General features: G+C 41.4%; 16 protein-coding genes. All 16 read right to left on the bottom strand.

Translation table 11 applies throughout. From position 1 onward, the window contains the following. Positions 1 to 271 precede the first annotated feature (271 nt). Positions 272 to 1,039 carry a pseudouridine synthase gene (locus AC075J_RS04840; RefSeq protein ID WP_022380891.1) on the bottom strand — a complete coding sequence of 256 codons (768 nt, stop codon included), beginning with the start codon at positions 1,037 to 1,039 and terminating at the stop codon, positions 272 to 274. Beyond that, positions 1,036 to 3,093 (bottom strand): DUF6449 domain-containing protein, encoded by a 2,058-nt coding sequence (locus AC075J_RS04835; protein ID WP_022380892.1) that lies wholly within the window; start codon positions 3,091 to 3,093, stop codon positions 1,036 to 1,038. Before AC075J_RS04835 ends, AC075J_RS04840 begins: the two co-directional genes overlap by 4 nt. After that, positions 3,068 to 3,970 (bottom strand): ABC transporter ATP-binding protein, encoded by a 903-nt coding sequence (locus AC075J_RS04830; protein WP_022380893.1) that lies wholly within the window; start codon positions 3,968 to 3,970, stop codon positions 3,068 to 3,070. The genes AC075J_RS04835 and AC075J_RS04830 overlap by 26 nt, the downstream gene beginning before the upstream one ends. Next, a complete protein-coding gene (locus AC075J_RS04825; RefSeq protein WP_022380894.1) occupies positions 3,967 to 4,341 on the bottom strand; it encodes a GntR family transcriptional regulator in 375 nt (124 codons plus the stop codon). The genes AC075J_RS04830 and AC075J_RS04825 overlap by 4 nt, the downstream gene beginning before the upstream one ends. 350 nt (positions 4,342 to 4,691) lie before the next feature. Beyond that, on the bottom strand, positions 4,692 to 5,342 hold the full coding sequence (locus AC075J_RS04820) for a CPBP family intramembrane glutamic endopeptidase (protein ID WP_055059639.1): 651 nt from the start codon (positions 5,340 to 5,342) through the stop codon (positions 4,692 to 4,694). A gap of 188 nt (positions 5,343 to 5,530) precedes the next feature. Further along, positions 5,531 to 6,178, bottom strand: a complete 648-nt coding sequence (locus tag AC075J_RS04815) for an HAD-IA family hydrolase (protein ID WP_022380896.1) — start codon at positions 6,176 to 6,178, stop codon at positions 5,531 to 5,533. A 66-nt stretch (positions 6,179 to 6,244) separates the two neighbouring features. Continuing rightward, positions 6,245 to 7,255: a hypothetical protein gene (locus AC075J_RS04810; RefSeq protein ID WP_022380897.1), complete on the bottom strand. Its 1,011-nt coding sequence runs from the start codon at positions 7,253 to 7,255 to the stop codon at positions 6,245 to 6,247. Beyond that, positions 7,239 to 8,495: a serine/threonine protein kinase gene (locus AC075J_RS04805; RefSeq protein WP_055058421.1), complete on the bottom strand. Its 1,257-nt coding sequence runs from the start codon at positions 8,493 to 8,495 to the stop codon at positions 7,239 to 7,241. Before AC075J_RS04805 ends, AC075J_RS04810 begins: the two co-directional genes overlap by 17 nt. A gap of 272 nt (positions 8,496 to 8,767) precedes the next feature. Next, positions 8,768 to 10,534, bottom strand: a complete 1,767-nt coding sequence (argS, locus tag AC075J_RS04800; RefSeq protein WP_055058420.1) for an arginine--tRNA ligase — start codon at positions 10,532 to 10,534, stop codon at positions 8,768 to 8,770. A gap of 24 nt (positions 10,535 to 10,558) precedes the next feature. Next, entirely contained in the window at positions 10,559 to 11,431 is an 873-nt protein-coding gene (locus AC075J_RS04795; protein ID WP_008703701.1) for a DegV family protein, read from the bottom strand. A gap of 208 nt (positions 11,432 to 11,639) precedes the next feature. Continuing rightward, on the bottom strand, positions 11,640 to 13,256 hold the full coding sequence (gene ptsP / locus AC075J_RS04790; protein ID WP_008703702.1) for a phosphoenolpyruvate--protein phosphotransferase: 1,617 nt from the start codon (positions 13,254 to 13,256) through the stop codon (positions 11,640 to 11,642). A gap of 54 nt (positions 13,257 to 13,310) precedes the next feature. After that, positions 13,311 to 13,568, bottom strand: coding sequence for an HPr family phosphocarrier protein (locus tag AC075J_RS04785; protein ID WP_008703704.1), 258 nt, complete (start codon positions 13,566 to 13,568; stop codon positions 13,311 to 13,313). Positions 13,569 to 13,865: 297 nt separating this feature from the next. Next, positions 13,866 to 15,125 (bottom strand): ABC transporter permease, encoded by a 1,260-nt coding sequence (locus AC075J_RS04780; RefSeq protein WP_008703706.1) that lies wholly within the window; start codon positions 15,123 to 15,125, stop codon positions 13,866 to 13,868. 19 nt (positions 15,126 to 15,144) lie between these two features. Beyond that, the gene (locus AC075J_RS04775) at positions 15,145 to 15,489 is read right to left on the bottom strand and encodes a hypothetical protein (RefSeq protein ID WP_476390087.1); all 345 of its coding nucleotides are present in this window, start codon (positions 15,487 to 15,489) and stop codon (positions 15,145 to 15,147) included. A 7-nt stretch (positions 15,490 to 15,496) separates the two neighbouring features. Beyond that, a complete protein-coding gene (locus tag AC075J_RS04770) occupies positions 15,497 to 17,167 on the bottom strand; it encodes a hypothetical protein (protein ID WP_476390086.1) in 1,671 nt (556 codons plus the stop codon). A gap of 5 nt (positions 17,168 to 17,172) precedes the next feature. Next, positions 17,173 to 17,844, bottom strand: a complete 672-nt coding sequence (locus AC075J_RS04765) for an ABC transporter ATP-binding protein (RefSeq protein ID WP_008703710.1) — start codon at positions 17,842 to 17,844, stop codon at positions 17,173 to 17,175. Positions 17,845 to 17,912 lie beyond the last annotated feature (68 nt).

The raw sequence follows: 17,912 nt of genomic DNA, 5'->3' as shown, positions 1-17,912 counted from the left end.
CAGCCTCACACCGCAGGGCACCATCCGCGGGAATCTCCGAACGTGTATATTTTTGCACGCGCAATAGATGCGCATGACTCGCAACTTCTGTAGTATAGCATACAAAAACCCTCCATGTAAAGAGGGTTTTTTGCAAATTTTTTATTATTTTTACAGTTTCTTCCAGGTTCTGATCTGCTTCTGACAAACTCAGTTTCCTGCACTTTACCGACACATGTTATAATGTCCATTATATCAGCGGACAATCAACCATGTATTCTTACAATTTTACTTATTTTGTGACAACACTTTCTTTTAATCTCTTTTCTTCTTCTGCAGTCAACTGTCGGCATTCGCCTTTTTTGAGATCATCCGGCAATGTCAATACTCCCATGGAAATTCGTTTCAGATAGACGACTTTCTTTCCTACTGCTTCTGTCATTCGCTTGACCTGATGGAATTTCCCCTCTTTGATCGTAAGCTGAATTTCTGATGACCATCCTGACGGGTACTGTTCCAGTTCTGTCTCTTCAACTTTTCTTGTACTGAGGATCTCCAGTTTTGCCGGCATTGTGGGATTTTTTTCTCCGATTTCCAGACCATCTGCGAAGTGCTGCACATCCTCTTTGGTCATACATCCGTCTGTAACCGCATAATAGGTCTTGTCCACATGTTTCTTTGGAGAAAGCAATTCATGCGCCAGTGCTCCGTCGTCTGTGATCAGAAGCAGTCCTTCCGTATCTTTGTCCAGTCTTCCCACCGGAAACAGGCCTTTTCTGTCTGATGCTACAAGTTCCATCACTGTTTTGTCCCGCTTATCTTCTGTGGCACTAACATACCCTGCCGGTTTGTGCAGAAGATAATAGACAAATTCCGGTGCCTGGGAAATTCTGTTTCCGTCCAGAACTACTTCATCCTCTTCACTGACCTTGATCTCCGATTTCTTTGCAGGCACACCGTTGACCTGGACTTTTCCTTTTTGAATAAATTTTTTTACCTCACTTCTGGTTCCTGCTCCTGCATCTGCCAGGAACTTGTCCAGACGAACTGCTTTCTTCATTCTTCTTCCTCGCCAGTTTCTACTATTTTCTTTATAAATTCCGGCTCTTTCGCTTTCAGTACAGCAAACTCTATTCCGTTTAGCGATTCTCCGGCAGACTCTGTAATGTTCAGAGCCACTTTCACACTCACACCCGCCTCCGTTTCCAGCCATGCCGGACACTCCAATTCACGGATCAGGCTCTGGGCTAATTCTTCTTTCTGTTCAGGATCTGTGACATCCATTTCTTCTGCATTATATGTCACTGAATAATCGTACTGTTTCAGATTTTCTTTTTCCATAACAAAAGCATAACCTTTTTCTTTCAGGAAAACAAGTGTCCGCTTAAATGTCGGGAAAATATATCTTCCTACTTCTGCATAAGATTCCGGTGCAATATGCTCATCCATATCTGCATAGGAAGTAGCGTAAAGCTCCATCTGTCCACACGGGATTCCTATAAGTTCCTGCGGTGAGGCTTCTGCTATATCCTGTTTCAGCAGATCTAGCAGCTTCTGACTGTCAGATTTTTCCAGTGTTACAGAGTACTGATCATCTAATTCATTTAAAGGATCTACTGTTATAAAAGACACTTTCTGTCTGTATTTTTCCAGAATATCATATTTATTATCTTTTAATGTTCCCTGCTCATAGCATGCTTCCAGCAGTCTGCCAAGCTGCTCCGCTGTCACTATATATTGTCTGGTAATATCGAAACCGCTCTTCTTTTTAAACTGAACTCCTATTTCTGTTCCGCTGCACTCCTTACTGTTCTGATAAGACGCAATTTCTTTTAACACTTCATAGATTTTATCTGACATTCCCGCATCTGTCCATCTGCCATAATTTCCGCCCATAAAATAAAAGAGTCTGTCCAGTTTATATGAACCAGAACTCACTTCCATCTGCGGTTCATTCACACTCTCAGTTCCTATCCACTCCAGATTCAGACTGATTCCCTCAGTTTTTGCCATTGTCGGAATTCTTGTATCATATCCGATGGCATCTGTGTGTAATATCCAGGCACTGACAGCTACACATATTCCCAAAAGCAGAAGCTGCAGCTTATGTGCTGCCATTTTACGGAAATCCATTGCAAAAATAACCTGCAAAATTCCATAAAATACAACTGTCCCCAGCACAAGCCCGAATATCCACCAGCCAGTCCTGTTCTCTTCCGGTCCGATCAGCGCAAACATCGTTCCAATTGCCAGAGCAGCAGGGATTACGACCATAAACAAAAGGATTGGTTCCAGAAATCCGTAAACAAAAGATTTTCCTGTTTTCTCAGCTGGACGCTTTGTATATGCCAGATATGCACATACTGCCAGAACAATCAGAAGCAGTATCCCGCCCACTATAATGATCCAGAAATTCTTTTGTCCTGAATAAGTCCGCAATGCCACGGAAATAGATACAGGTGAAAGAAAAACAGATATCTTTTCTGCCATTCCCTCTTTAAGTCCCATATTCGTTCTGAAATACATCATTTCCAGCACCCATAAAAGAATGCCCAGTACCGGTCCGTAAAGGTAAACACAGCATAATGACAGAATACCTGCCAGAATATTTCCCGCAATTGCCAGTGCCAACACTGCTCCGAAATACAGCAGCAGATACATAAGCAAATGTTCCAGAAACATTTTCCCCGCTGCCGTGATCAGATGACTACCATGTCCTTTGCTGACTGCGATCGCCATTGTGATCAGTTCCATGATCACATATGGAACCAGATACAGCACCAGACCTCTGATTGCTTTTTCCCAAAAGAACCTGCTTCTTGTTACCGGAAGACTGTGATAAAAATCAATCTTATCTCTGGAAAAAAGATACCAGAATTCATTCAAGGCATTTACAACGGCCGCAAGCATTGTAACCAAAAAGCCTGGAACTATCAGATAGGAACAGATCATGACAAAAGTCATCCTGTGGATTTCATCCGTCTGATTTCCGATCAGCATCAGTTCTGCTACCGGAAATGCAACCATAAACCCCAGTAACAACAGCACCAGAATCCAGGTACTGCCTTTTAAGCTGCTTCTTAATGATCTACCAGAAAATGTTTTTGACTTCATAGCCTGCCACCTCCGTTTCGCTGATAAATATCTCCTCCAGTGTCAATGGAATCACTTCGCAGAATATTGGATTTTGTGTCTGTACTTTCTGAAGTATTTCTTCTCTGCTCCCTCTTGCAGTAAGTATCAGAATTGATCCCTGATGTTCTTTCTTTAAAACGTCCAATTCTTTCAAAAGTGCTTCTTCTTTTGTCTGATCCGGCAGTACACACTGGATCTTATGGATATGGAATTTCATGTCTTCCAGTTCTCTGGATAAAAGAATTCCTCCTTTGTGCAGGAGTCCTACATGGTCACACACGTCCTCCAGTTCTCTCATATTATGAGATGCGATCACCGGGGTAAAATCCCGATTCATGATTTCAGACACAAACAGACTCTTTACTGCCTGACGCATGACCGGATCAAGTCCATCGAACGTTTCATCGCATAATAGATATTTTGTCCCTGCACTGATTCCCATAATGACCAGAAGCTGTTTCTTCATTCCCTTGCTGTAGGAACTGATCCTGCGTTTCTCATCCAGATGAAACTGGTCCATTAATTTACTGTAACGGTCAGTCATAAAGTCCGGATAATATTCTCTGTAGAAATCTTTCAGATCTGCTGCCGTATATCCCTGTGGAAAATATCCACCGTCTGAAATGTAAAATATCTGCTGTTTTATCTTTTCATTCTCATAGACCGGTTCCTGATCCACCAGGATTTCTCCTTCGTCCGGCTTTATCACTCCGGCAGCCATTCGAAGCAGCGTGCTCTTTCCTGCACCGTTGGTCCCTACCAGTCCGAAAATCTGGCGTTCACCGATTTCCATTAATACATGGTCAATGGCATGGATCTCTCCGAAAGCTTTACTGCAGTTTCTAATCTCTATCATGATTCGTCCTCCTTTTCAAAGATTTCCGCAAGCATTTTCTCCAGTTCCTCTCTGTTGAATCCTGTGTTTCTGCCTTTCTGTATCAGTGCTGTGAATTCTTTTCGGTAGCTCTCTCTGTTTATCTTCTGTACCTGAGAGCTGTCTGCTACGAAATTTCCTCTGCCTTTTACAGGATAGATCAGTCCCAGTTTCTCCAGCTCCATATATGCACGCTGGATCGTGTTGGGATTGACGGACAGTTCTGTGGCAAGCTGCCTTACTGACGGCATCTGCGATCCCGGCAGCAGGACACCGTTCAGGATTAGGATCTGAAATTTATCTGTAACCTGTTCATAGATTGGACGCCTGTCCTGATAATCCAAAACAATCACTGGTGATTCCTCCTTTCTGTTACGTGTTTCATGATGTGTTGTTTTATTTTATGCGTGTATTTAGTGTATTAGTTGTATTGATACATTCATAATACAGAATACTGTTGTATCTGTCAAGTACTTAATAGCTAAATACTTATTTGTCAAACAGATATTCTCTGTTTAATTCAGTAAAAGGTTATTTCCGAATCCTAATCAAACTGTTAGGTTTTACTCTTTCCAGTACATCTAAATTTCCGTATACTGATTATTTTCTTTTTGCCTTAACATAATCTTTTTTCTAATAACAAAGACACCTGCATGTGTACTGTCATTCCACAATTGCAGATGTCTTTATCTTGTCTCTATTTTTATATCATTCTTTTCTTTTTTCTTATACTGCACATCTTTTCGAAATGGGTAAGGCAATATACCACACTGATCAACAGAATCAGATAGATCAATATGAGAATCTGTACCCCATATTTCATGGAATACAAATCCAGTGCATATTCTGAGATAAGCAGTGACCAGATGTTTGCTCCCATATGGAGCAGCATACTGCTGTAAGTATTTCCACTCATTTCCAGTATCCATGCAAATGCAGTTCCGAGGATACTTGCGTAAATTCCCTGTACGATATTTCCGTGATAGATACCAAATATCAACCCGGAAATCACTGCTGCCACCGGCATCTTCAGCCAGTCACGCAGACGCAGATAGATTAACCAGCGGAAGATCATTTCCTCCGCCGCAGGTGCAATAATCCCCATCCAGAAAATCATCATAAGAAGTGATTTTCCTTCTGTAATTCTGGTCATGCTTTCCTGGTAGGCACTGCTGTTGATAAATGACTGAAGAATTGCCATCAGGAAATTTCCATACTGTGCAAGTCCGGCTCCTGCCAGAAGCAGAAGAATTATTTCCAGTAAGGAAAGCGGTACTTTTTTCTGTGCCGGGATCAGACCGCCGGCAATTCTTCTGACTTTATCTCTTCGATAAAAATACAATGCCGGGATCATAGCCAGAATTCCTGTTAAGCCGGTAAGAAAAATCGTGTAATTATAATATGTCTCAGCTGAGTTTGCCGCGGTTCTTGCAAATACTGCCAGCGCAGTTCCTGCAACGATCTGTGAGATTATAAAGTGGATTCCTACCGGATATCCTGCCCTCCAGATTTTAAAAACAATATTTTGTTTTCGCAGAGGGCTCAGGCGAAAAAATCTACGATTCCTTCTGCAGAATCAACAATTTTCAGAGGTTCTGCCTGTTTAAGCTCTTCTTCTGTTCCATATCCAAAAGAAACTGCAATGCATTCCAGTCCAGCTTTGCGTGCTCCGTATACATCATGTTCTTTATCTCCAACCATAATAACCTGATCTCTGTGTTTGTCCATATTCAGACGTTTCAGAACATCTTCGATCACTTCTGTCTTGTTTGTTCTTCGACCATTCAATTCGCTTCCGCCGATTTCTGTGAAGTACCGGGTAAGTCCAAAATGATCCAGGATCTGTCTCACATATACTTCCGGTTTAGAGGATGCTACTGCGAGAATATATCCTTTCTTCTCCAACTGTGCCAGCATGTTCTCAATTCCCGGATATACGGCATTTTCAAAGATTCCTGTCACAGAATAGCGTTCTCTGTAAATTTCCACCGCCTGTTTTGCGGTTGCCTCATCAATCTGTGCATATTGCATAAACATCTCCATAAGCGGCGGTCCTATGAAAACCTTCAGTTTCTCAAGGTCCGGTTCAGGCTTTCCAATTCTCTCCAGTGCATACTGAACAGATTTCGTGATACCCTCTCCGGATTCTGTTAATGTTCCATCTAAATCAAACAAAATTACTTTGTACATAGGTTCCTCCTGTCTCAGAAAAATTGATATAATATGATAAATTATAGCATTGTTTTCCTGAAGCGTCTATGAGGAAAAAATCCGGGGATTCATTTTTATCAGCTTTCCGCCTTGAGAGATAACCAACAATTCTATTTCTTTTACATTTTCATCTTCCGTATCTGGTATGATCCAGTCTCCTTCCCAATGCCAGGGACATTCTGTTTTGTTAAGCCGAAAAGAAAGAATCTGAACAGAGCCCCGGGATATTATCTGAATTCGCGGGGTATGGAAACTATCTGTATTTTGTGTGCAATGAAACTTAACAGCTTCATCTTTTACATGCGTGTATTCAACAGTATCCCCCTGGTTTTCTTTATTCTGAAACACTTTGGAATTACCTGTATTCTTGTTTTCTTTTTCTGTTTTCTTTGCTTTATTTTGTTTCTTCTTATTTTTCTTTTTTGACAGCTTAGGAGTTGGGGGCTGAGTTGATTTGGGTGTTTTTGTCGGCTTCGGATTTTTCGCAGGTTTAGGTGTTGGTACAGGTATTGATGTTGGGGTGGGTTTTTCTGATATCTTAACAGCGGATTCATTATCCGTCCGGGATGTTATCTGCATATTGTTATCTGTCTGAGGTTGAGCGTTCCATGCAGAATTATTATTCCGGGCATTATTACTCTGAACGTTATTATTCTGGGCATTATTATTCTGGACATTATTATTCTGAGAATTATTGTTCCATTGACTGCTGTTATTCCAGTCAGTGTTATTCTGCTGTACACCATTCCATTGCTGTATATTATCCTGTGTTCCGTTTCCTGTATCAGAATCATACTGATATCCATTGTCCTGCGTCTGATCGTTCTGTGCAGGAGTTTCTGATGTGTTGTCTCCAGTCTGCCGGTTATTTTCCCACGTATTCTCCCAACTGCTCTGATTCCACTGCTGTTCCTCATGCCATTGCCAGCTGCTGTTTTCTCCATTTCCTACATCAATATCAAAACCTCCCATCTGCATGGCAGAGATAGTCGAAGTCAGACACAGACATAAACATACAGATATCACAATCCAGAGTCTGTTATGATTTTTCTTCACTCTTAGTCATCTCCTTTTCCCACAATCTCAGATTTCTGCTGACTGTATCGTCTAACATTGTTTCTTTCGACTTATATTCTGTCCATAGTGCCTGACCGGCTTCCTTTTGCCCGGTACGGAACAGGAACATTCCATATTCACCGTATCCGGCTCTGTAAGTTTCATCATAAAGAAGCATTTGCTCATAGTAGAATCCTGCATTTTCATAATTTTCCTGGTACTCACTGTTTACTGCCAGAATCTGTAATATCTTTCTGGACTCCTCTTTTTCAGTGCATTGTTTTTGTAATTTCCGCAGTCCGGTATCTGCCTGTTCACAAATTTTTTCCCTGTCCGCTTTACTGCCGTTTTGAAATTCTTCCTGATAATAAAGGTCTGTAATATCAGTTAGCTCTTCATAAAAATCAAATGTTTTGGAGCCGGATACCAGATTAGAACTAAACAGAAGAAAAACAGTTATTACTGCAAAAGCAATACTGCTCCCTGCCAAAACCAACATGTTTTTAATTTTACTCTGATTTTGTCTCTTCTGGATTCTGCTTAGTTTTTTCTGTACAGTCTTCATATTTTGATAACGCATTTCCGGTTTCTTCATGCAGCATCTGAAAATAAGCCAGAATAATGACATGTTCCGGATGAATAACAGACAATCTGTTTTTCCACATAAGGCAGATAATGTTTTTCCAAATGTATAAATATCTGTTGCTGCATTTATCTTTCCCTCATATTGTTCCGGCGCAGCAAAACCGGCAGTGCCTGTACATACTTTATGGTGATATTTATATCCGTTTACAGCACCGCCCAGATCGATCAGATATAATCTTCCATTCTCACCCAGCATCAGATTGTCAGGCTTCAGATCTCCATAATAAACCGGTGGTTTCCGACCATGAAAATAGGAGAATACATCTGAAATCTCCATTCCATATTTAACGATTTCATTTATGGAAAAATGTTTTCCGCCTCTTAAATACTCACCCAGAGATTTTCCCCTGACATATTCCATAACAAGGTAACATTTCCGGTTATCCTCTATATAATCTATCATCTTTGGCAGAGACGGATGTGAAAGCTTCAAAAGCATACGTGCTTCACTTTTGCCGGATACCGGTATTTCTTTTACCGCCCACAAAACGCCCAGTTCCAGATCTCTGGCAAGGTAAACTTTCCCTCCACCGCCTTTTCCAACAGGCTCCAGAATACAGTAACGCCCTTTTAATACAGTTCCAGATAAATTCACTGGTTCACCTCCTGTTCAATTGTCAAACAGATAAAATCATCAGATTCGCTACTTGCTCATAACCGAATAACTGCTCCGCAGTTTATCTGAACCAAGCAGATATTCACAATTCGTTTAAAATAAAAATGGAAAATGTGATGAAAGAATTTCATCACGTATAGATTAGATAAATACAGAATAGCACACTTCGTTCTTTTTGAAAAGCCCCATTTACAATATATGTAAACAGGGCTTAGTGTGCCAACAAGTTGATTTATTGATGAATCTTATTTTTACATTCTGTCCGGTGCAGAAAATCCAAGAAGATCGATACATGTCTCCAGAACTTTCTTAGTGAGTTTCAGCAGCTGGATGAAGGAAGCTTTCTGTGCTTCGTTCTCTTCGATGAGGATCTTTGTCTCATGATAGAAGCTGTTGAATGCATTGGATACTTCGTAAATATATGCACAGATCTTATGCGGTGCTTTTTCTTCAAAGGCGTTCTCTACGGTTGCACCGAAACCTGTCAGCTGAAGCATCAGGTTCTTCTGGCTGTCGTTTACAGGATCAAGGATTGCACCTGCTTCAAGGTTGCCGCCCTCTTCTGCAAAACGGTTCAGAATAGATTTGATACGAACGATCGTATAAAGGATATACGGACCTGTATTACCTTCAAATGATGTAAATCTGTCAATATCAAAAATGTAATCCTTGGTAGCCTGATTGGAAAGGTCACCGTATTTGATCGCGGAAAGCCCTACGATCTCTGCAGTTTCTTTCGCATCTTTATCTTTCACGCTGCGATTCTCAACAATCTTGGTAAACATCTCTTCGTTGATGTCTTTAATGAGAGTTTCCAGACGCATAACGCCGCCCTCTCTTGTCTTGAACGGTTTTCCGTCTTTTCCGTTCATGGTTCCGAATCCAAGGAAAGAAAGTTTTGTATCATCTTTTACAAGCCCGGTCTTTCTTGCACAGCGGAATACCTGGATAAAGTGAAGTTCCTGACGTTTGTCTACCACATACAAGATCTCATCCGGGTTAAATAATTTCATTCGCTCTACGATTGTTGCAAGGTCTGTAGTTGTATAAAGAGAAGCTCCGTCTGATTTCAGAAGCATACATGGAGGAATTTCTTTTGTATCGTTCTCTTCTTTTACATCTACTACAAGTGCGCCCTGGTCTACATAGGCGAATCCTTTTTCTTTCATCTCCTCAACCATTCCGGGAATATATGGCTGTGCATCGGATTCCTTTTTCCAGAGATCAAAAGACACATTTAATTTGTCATAGTTGCGCTTCAGGTCTGTAACGGATACGTTCATAATATGGTTCCAGAGAGCCATGTATCCCGGTTTGCCCTGCTGAAGAAGATGAGTTGCTTCCAGAGCTTCGTTTCTGTACGCTTCATCCTCTTTGGACTTGCCGCTTGCACATGGATAGATCTCTTCCAGCTCGCTGATCGTAAATGGTGCTTCCTCCGGATACTCTCCTGTGTAAGAATCATCAAAATAAACCAGCTCCGGTTTTCTGTGTTTCAGTTCTGTAATGATCAGTCCCATCTGAAGACCCCAGTCTCCCAGATGAACATCACCGATCACTTTATGTCCTACAAAGCGACCGATTCTCTTAATACTTTCTCCAATGATTGCAGAACGAAGGTGTCCTACATGAAGAGGTTTCGCAACATTTGGTCCGCCATAATCGATGATGATCGTCTTCGGCTCTTTTGCTGCAGATACGGAAAGTTTCTCGTCTGCTGCCATTTCCTTTAAGTAATCTGCAAGGAATTCACCTTTTACTTTTAAATTGATAAATCCCGGTTTTACTACTTCTGCCATGGAGAAAACCTGGCTGTCTTTTAAGTATGCTACTACATCATCAGCGATCATAAACGGTGCCTTCTTGTATGCTTTGGCTCCTGCCATAGCACCGTTACACTGAAATTCGCAAAGATCCGGTCTGTTGGATACGGTTACTTTTCCGTAGGATGGGTCGTATCCGGATTTTTCAAATGCTGCGGAAAGTTCTTCCGCCATCTGTTCCATAAGTTTCTTCATTCTTTCCTAACTCCTCAGATTGTTTTATTCTACTACCACTTTTCTTGAACATGCAACTGCAATAGCACCATGTCCGATATGGCATGCAACACTTAATGATAACGGATTCTGCACAATCTCAATTTCGGGGAATACTTCGGCAATTTCTTTCTTAAATTCCTCTGCTTCCTCCTGATTTCCTGTATAAGCAGACTGCAGGCACATTTCGCCACGTTTTACGTATTCTGCGAAACGGTTCTCCCAGTCATTCTGCATAGCCTTGAGCATGACACGTTTTGCCTGCTTCTTGCCTCTTGTTTTGGAATATGCATCCAGCTTCTCACCCTGGATCTGAAGCACAGGTTTCAGGTTCAGAACTGTTCCGATTGCTGCTGCTGCAGGAGTAATCCTTCCACCTTTCTTAAGGTATTTCAAAGTTTCCAGAGTAATATAGATACTGGAATCCAGCTTCTGCTCTTCCAGAACCTGTTTGATCTGTGTCGCATTTCTGCCCGCATCTCTTAATGTGAGGGCATCCAGTACAGATTGTCTCTGTGTAACAGAAATTCTCTGATTGTCTACTACATGTACTCTTCCGTCATATTCCTGAGCCAGTCCCATTGCTGTATCGCAGGATGCACTCAGTCCGCTTGACATTGGAATGTGCACTACTTCATCATACTTTTCCAGTAATGTATTCCAGAGTCCGCATACATCTGCCGGCCCCGGCTGTGAAGTAGAAATAGCCTCATCATTCTTAAGTCTCTCATAAAACTCTTCCTGTGAAAGAGTGATTCCTTCAAGATAAAGCTTCTCGTTAATATAAAAAGGCATTGGAATTACGCTGATTCCAAGTTCTCTTGCCTGGTCCTGTGTTATGCCGCTGTTACTGTCTGTGACAATGGCAATTTTTCCCATATTCATATCTCCTTTGCTTCTGATCCACTTCAGATTTTTTATGTATCAATTATCTTTTCATAAAATTACAGACTATGTTCAGTTTATCATATTTTTTTATGTATCACAATCAGGAACCGCTAATTTATCGCAAAAAAATCCCGCATAGATTGACCCATGCGGAATTTTGACTGCCTGTTTCTATTCTTTTGCGATATTTATGCCAGAATCAGTCCAGTTCCCTTACAATCTTACGTACCGGCAGAACAAATGTAGGTGATACAGATAATTCATCAATCCCCATCTGTATAAAGCGTTCTGTCAATGTAGTATCTGCTCCGAGCTCTCCGCAGATTCCTGCCCAGATTCCCTCTTTATGTGCATTATCAATGACCATCTGGATCATACGAAGTACAGCTTCATGATGAGAATCATAAATATTATCCAGTTTTGCATTCTGACGGTCGATTGCCAGTGTATACTGTGTTAAATCGTTAGTTCCGATGCTGAAGAAATCAACTTCTTTTGCAAGAAGATCACTGATCATAACTGCAGCCGGTGTCTCGATCATTACACCCTGCTCTACGTCATCTTTAAACGGAATGCCCTGCTCTGTCAGCTCTTTCTTAACCTCTGCAACAATAGCCTTGATCTGTTTTACTTCTGTTACAGAGATGATCATCGGATACATAATGGAGATATTTCCGAACATACTTGCTCTGAACAGTGCACGAAGCTGTGTCTTAAATACTTCCGGTCTGTCCAGGCAGATACGGATTGCACGATAACCCATTGCCGGATTCTCCTCGTGTGCCATATCAAAGTAATCAATCTGCTTGTCTGCGCCGATATCCAGTGTACGGATGATTACTTTCTTTCCTGCCATATTCTGTGCTACTGCTTTATAAATCTGGAACTGCTCTTCCTCTGTCGGATAATTATCTTTTTCCAGATAAATGAATTCACTTCTGAAAAGACCAATACCTTCTGCATCATTAGCCAGTACACTGGCTACATCGCCTGTGCTTCCGATGTTTGCGTACAGATGAATCTTATGTCCACTCTTTGTCTCTGTAGTTTTGCCTTTTAATTCTTTGAGCATTGCTCTCTGGCGCAACTCCTCGTCTTTCTGATCCTGATATTTCTTCAGGGTATCTGCATCCGGTTCCACAATAAGAGAACCGGTCTTGCCGTCTACAACTGCCATTTTTCCATCCATGCTGTCATCATATTCAATATTGATCAGCGCCGGGATATTCATAGTTCTTGCAAGGATTGCTGTATGGGAATTGGAAGAACCTTTCCTTGTAACAAATGCAAGAACTTTGCTCTTGTCCATCTGTACAGTTTCACTTGGAGCCAGATCCTCAGCAACGATAATAGATGGTTCTGCAGCATCCATATCTCCCTCATCGTGTCCTGATAATACACGTACCAGACGATCTGAAATATCCTTTACATCTGCCGCTCTTGCTTTCATGTAGTCATCATCCATCTGCGCAAACATGTCTGCAAAATTATCACCTGTTGTTGCTACTGCATACTCTGCATTTACATTCTCCGTACGGATAATGTTATCAATAGAATCCAGATAGTCCTCATCATCCAACATCATCTGATGCACTTCAAAAATAGCAGCACCTGATTCTCCTACTTCCCGGAGTGCCTTATCATACAGTTTCTGAAGCTGTTCAACTGCTTTCTCTTTTGCTTCCTGCACACGTGTAATCTCTGCCTCCGGATTTTCTACCTTCGTACGCTTTACACTTGTGTCTGCTTTCTGCAAAATAGAAATCTTTCCAATTGCGATTCCTGAAAATACGGACTTACCTTCTAATACTCTCATTACTCCAATTCTCCTTATTAAAGATTATGGCATAACTGTCTGACATCTTCACAGTTACAGATTATTTTTCAAAAACTCTCTCATTACTTCGGCATCTGCCTCTTCATTCTCGCCTTCCACATGTACTGTTATCTGATCTCCCTGTTTTACTGCAAGATTCATAACACAGAACATCCGCTTCGCATCACCACTGTCTGTTCCTTTAAAAATAGTGATATTGCTCGTAAGCTTTCCGGCTTCCTGCACAAGAAGCAGTCCGGGCCTTGCATGTATTCCAAATTTATCTTTGATGATATAGGTAAATGATACCATCCGCGAACTTCCTCCTGTATAAATAATTCTTTTTGAGATACTTCATTATAGCACAACCTGTATTTGTACTTCCATATTTTTTTATTTTTTGTACAAATTTTAGCACATTTCTTGACATCTATACAAATTTGATTGTTTTTCTGTTTAAAATCCACAGAAAAATGGTTATTGTTCACTTCGTTTTCAATAACACGCTTTGCAAGATATTACCAGTAAACAGTAACTAAAAATGTTACAGAAAAACAGACTCAATATACAAAGGTATTGTACATCAAGTCTGTTTTATCTGTGCAGTGTTTATTCACTTCTCAACGCATCAATAGGATTTAAATTTGCTGCTTTCACAGAAGGAAGCAGTCCAAATACCACGCCTATCACTGTAGAAAACAATACTGCGATCACAATTGATGGCACACTGATCGCAGTAGGCGAACCGGTAACCTTTCCCACCACTTTCGACAGCCCGATTCCTGTTATTACTCCGATAATACCGCCAATACTGGTAAGTACGGAAGCCTCTGTCAGAAACTGTCCCAGAATCGTCTTCTTACGTGCCCCGATAGCCTTTTTCAATCCAATCTCTTTGGTACGCTCTGTAACAGAAACCAACATGATATTCATGACACCAATACCGCCTACAAGAAGAGAAATACTTGCAATCCAGATCAGCTGATTATTCGTACTCTCACTGAGTTTCTGCATATTCTTGACCTGCTCCATAATATTATCGGCTTTGTATTTCATGGTTGTATTTCCGTCTGTATTTAAGGCTGCAATTAAATTATTCAGCACATCTGCTGCTGCATTTCCCACCGAACTCATGGTATCTGTGCTGTCTGCTTTCACAATTACATTCTGAGGAACATCAAATTTAAAGGAAATCGGCCAGCAGCTGTCCGGAATCATTACACTTCCTACAATCGACTGATAATAAGTGTAGTATTCGTCAATACTGTTGATCGTCGGCTGATAATTCTCATCCTGCCGGATCACTCCCACAATCGTATATGGTTCCTGATTGATCTCCACAGTCTGCCCTACTGGGTTCTGTGACGGGAACAGATTCTGTGCCGCATTATCATCGATCAGCGCAACTTTATTGTAATTTTTGTAGTCATCTTTTACAAATCCCCGTCCTGACTGAATTATATATCCGCAGGTAGCCAGATAGTTCACATCAATCCCGTAAACACTTCCACCCTCCAGACTGTTATTGTTATTATAAATAGATGCGCTGGTACTGTTATAATAAAAGGTCGCATTCTCAACATGATCCAAATCTTTTACTTCTTCTTTTACATCATCTGTCAAAATCGGTGTTTTTGAAGAATTTCCATATTCCGCATCATACTGGTTATCTCCATCATACAGATAAATCTTTACCGTATTGGAACCTGCACCTATCAGATCTTCCTTAATCTGTTCACTGGTTCCCTTGATGGTAGAAACAATTGCAATAATAGATGCAATACCAATAATGATACCCAGCATGGTCAGGAAGGATCTCATCATATGTGACCATATTCCCTGAAAAGCCAGGCGTATATTTTCAAGCATAAAATGTCTCCTTTCTCAATTAATATCCATACATCTGATCCAGAGTAACTTCTTTTGTCTTTGCGCCCTCTTTCACATCTTTTCCATAAGGAAATGCGATCAGATCATCTTCACTGAGCCCACCTTTGACAATCACACTGTAACCGCTGTCTACAGCTGCACCCACTGAAATCTCCTGTTTCTTCAGGATACCATTATCATCTTTATACACATAGTTTTTATTATTGTCATTTCTGACAAAAGCTTTCTGAATGACCATAATGTTCTCTGCAGCAGATGCTTCATAATTGACAGTAACCCAGTCCTGATCTTCCAACTGAAGTGTCTTGTCACTTACCACTGCTGTAAATGCATAATAAGACACATTTGGATTACTGCTTCCATAGAAGCTGTTTCCCGGTTACAGGATATTCCGAAACATCCATAACATCTGCCTCAAAAGATCCGCTGGTATAACTTGTACAGTTAAGCTTTGTGCCTTCTTTAAAATCATCGAGCATCAGTTCACTCACAGAACCTACAACATAAAAACCATCACTGCTTTTTATCTTGATCAGAGCCTTACCGTCAGTTGTCTCACCGCTTCCGGAATCCCCCACATAAGTAACCGTACCATCCAGTTTTGCAGTGATAAGCTTTTTATTCGCTTTCTTTTCCAGCTGTGATATCTTGATATCGCTTTCCTGAAGATCCAGCTTAAGGCTGGCAATCTTACTCTTCTGATACTTGATGGCATCTGCTCTGGAAACAGGAGTTCCGGTAGGTTCATCATTCCCACCAGGATTATCATCTCCTCCATCATCCGGATTCTCATCATATTTATCTGCATCTGCCAGTGTGAATTCCACCTCTGCAAATTCATATACCGGTTTCTCCAGAAGACTTCCGTTTACCAGATAATAACCTGTGCAGGAGGTTTTCAGATCATCATAGTCCGCTATTGTATCATTCTGATGAAATTCCAGACGGTACCAGTAACCACCCTGATTAACAACTTTGGTTCCATCAGGACTGTATCCTGCAAGTTTATTAAAGAATGAACCCATTACTGTTACTTTTTCTTTTGCACTGCTACACAGATATACATATGGATCGTCCTCTGTGCCACTTCCTGTAAACGGAACAGAATCTGCATCCAGTTTCTGATAAAACGGCTCGTCACCATCAGTGATATTCGGATCACCTTTTCGGTAATAAGGATCAAAATATGTGGTACGATCATCCAGTGTTGGCGTTGGCGTTGGTGATAATTCCGGTGTATCATTTTTTCCTGAATTAAAATCATCCTTCTCTCCGTCGCTGAATCCATTCGCTGAGGGATCCGAATATACCGGAATATCATTATCCGCAGATGTTCCACCTGATGAACCGCCTGTATTTCCGGTATCTGTTGAAGCATCATCTCCCGGTAAATCTGACTTGGATGAAGAATTGTCTGAGCCCGCATTATCCACTGCATCTCCATCTGTAAAAGCAGATAATAAAAACGGATACATGGCTGTTGCCAGGTAACTGCCGGACATATCTGCTGTGGATGATAACGTATCATCCGGTGTCATATCATCATCGCCTGTATCATTATCAGTTTTTCCTGTTTTTGAATTCAGGTTATCGGCGTCTGTACCCGCATCTGTTTCCTCTACAGGTCCACCATTCTGAAGGCTGTTCAATCTGTTCACTGCTTTATTTAAATCCTGCTCCAGTTTCTGTTTTTTCAGCTTTGCTATATTCAGTTCCATTTCCACCAGAGTAGTATCAAAAGAAACCAGAGGATCCCCTTTTTTTACGGCATCTCCCTTTGTCACATAAATCTGATCAATAATCAGGTCTTTATCACCGTTTACTGTCTGTGTTGCACTGGATGTAATGGTTCCGTCAAGCGTGGTGGAAGGTGTATAAAATTCCTGCAGTAATCCGCTCACAGGAGTAACCGCCACTGTTTTCTGGCTGTTTTTCTTCAGCTGCATCAATCCCGCTGTAATTCCGCTTCCTGCGATTACCACCACAAGCACTCCTGCGAGGATTTTCTTTACTTTGCCCATGAAGATCACCTCTTTTCCTGAAGGATACCATCTTTGATCGTAACCACCCTTTTCGCATGTGCGGCAATATCCGCATCATGGGTGATCATCAATACAGATACCCCCTCATCATTCAGTCTCTGGAAAAGTTCCATAACCTGCGCACCGGATTTACTGTCAAGAGCACCTGTAGGTTCATCTGCAAGAAGAAGTTTCGGGTTATTGACGATCGCCCTGGCAATGGCAACCCTCTGCATCTGACCTCCTGAAAGCTGATTTGGCTTAAAATCCACTCTGTCCGCCAGGCCCACTCTGTCAAGTGCCTTCAGAGCGCGTTCTCTTCTCTCCTTCTTAGGTACTCTCGCATAATTTAATGGCATCTCAACATTTGCCAGAGCACTCTGCTTAGGGAGAAGATGAAAACTCTGAAAAACAAACCCTATCTTATTCAGCCGGATATCTGACATTTCATTCTCCGAACACGCCTTAATATCCACTCCATCCAGAAAAAAAGTCCCCTCTGTCTGCTTGTCCAGACATCCGATAATGTTCATCAGAGTAGTTTTTCCCGAACCGGATGGTCCCATAATTGCCACGTATTCTCCTTCTTCCATGGAGAAATTCACATCTTTTAATACCGGAACCTTCATTTTACCCTGCTGATATTCTTTATATATACCCTTTAATTCCAGTATCATTCGATCCCCTCCACGTCTTCACCTGCGCTCATACCAGGTGCCTCATCGATTGGTACAAGTTCCTCATT

It is taken from the genome of Blautia sp. ZXY-1-C6, assembly GCF_056339875.1.
This window is presented reverse-complemented; position numbering and strand designations above follow the sequence as displayed.

What these genes read in the sequence shown, in the direction of transcription:
- AC075J_RS04840 (WP_022380891.1), bottom strand. Translation starts at nt 1,039, where the DNA reads ATGAAGAAAGCAGTTCGTCTGGACAAGTTCCTGGCAGATGCAGGAGCA.
- AC075J_RS04835 (WP_022380892.1), bottom strand. Translation starts at nt 3,093, where the DNA reads ATGAAGTCAAAAACATTTTCTGGTAGATCATTAAGAAGCAGCTTAAAA.
- AC075J_RS04830 (WP_022380893.1), bottom strand. Translation starts at nt 3,970, where the DNA reads ATGATAGAGATTAGAAACTGCAGTAAAGCTTTCGGAGAGATCCATGCC.
- AC075J_RS04820 (WP_055059639.1), bottom strand. Translation starts at nt 5,342, where the DNA reads ATGATCCCGGCATTGTATTTTTATCGAAGAGATAAAGTCAGAAGAATT.
- AC075J_RS04815 (WP_022380896.1), bottom strand. Translation starts at nt 6,178, where the DNA reads ATGTACAAAGTAATTTTGTTTGATTTAGATGGAACATTAACAGAATCC.
- argS (WP_055058420.1), bottom strand. Translation starts at nt 10,534, where the DNA reads ATGAAGAAACTTATGGAACAGATGGCGGAAGAACTTTCCGCAGCATTT.
- AC075J_RS04795 (WP_008703701.1), bottom strand. Translation starts at nt 11,431, where the DNA reads ATGGGAAAAATTGCCATTGTCACAGACAGTAACAGCGGCATAACACAG.
- ptsP (WP_008703702.1), bottom strand. Translation starts at nt 13,256, where the DNA reads ATGAGAGTATTAGAAGGTAAGTCCGTATTTTCAGGAATCGCAATTGGA.
- AC075J_RS04785 (WP_008703704.1), bottom strand. Translation starts at nt 13,568, where the DNA reads ATGGTATCATTTACCTATATCATCAAAGATAAATTTGGAATACATGCA.
- AC075J_RS04780 (WP_008703706.1), bottom strand. Translation starts at nt 15,125, where the DNA reads ATGCTTGAAAATATACGCCTGGCTTTTCAGGGAATATGGTCACATATG.
- AC075J_RS04770 (WP_476390086.1), bottom strand. Translation starts at nt 17,167, where the DNA reads ATGGGCAAAGTAAAGAAAATCCTCGCAGGAGTGCTTGTGGTGGTAATC.
- AC075J_RS04765 (WP_008703710.1), bottom strand. Translation starts at nt 17,844, where the DNA reads ATGATACTGGAATTAAAGGGTATATATAAAGAATATCAGCAGGGTAAA.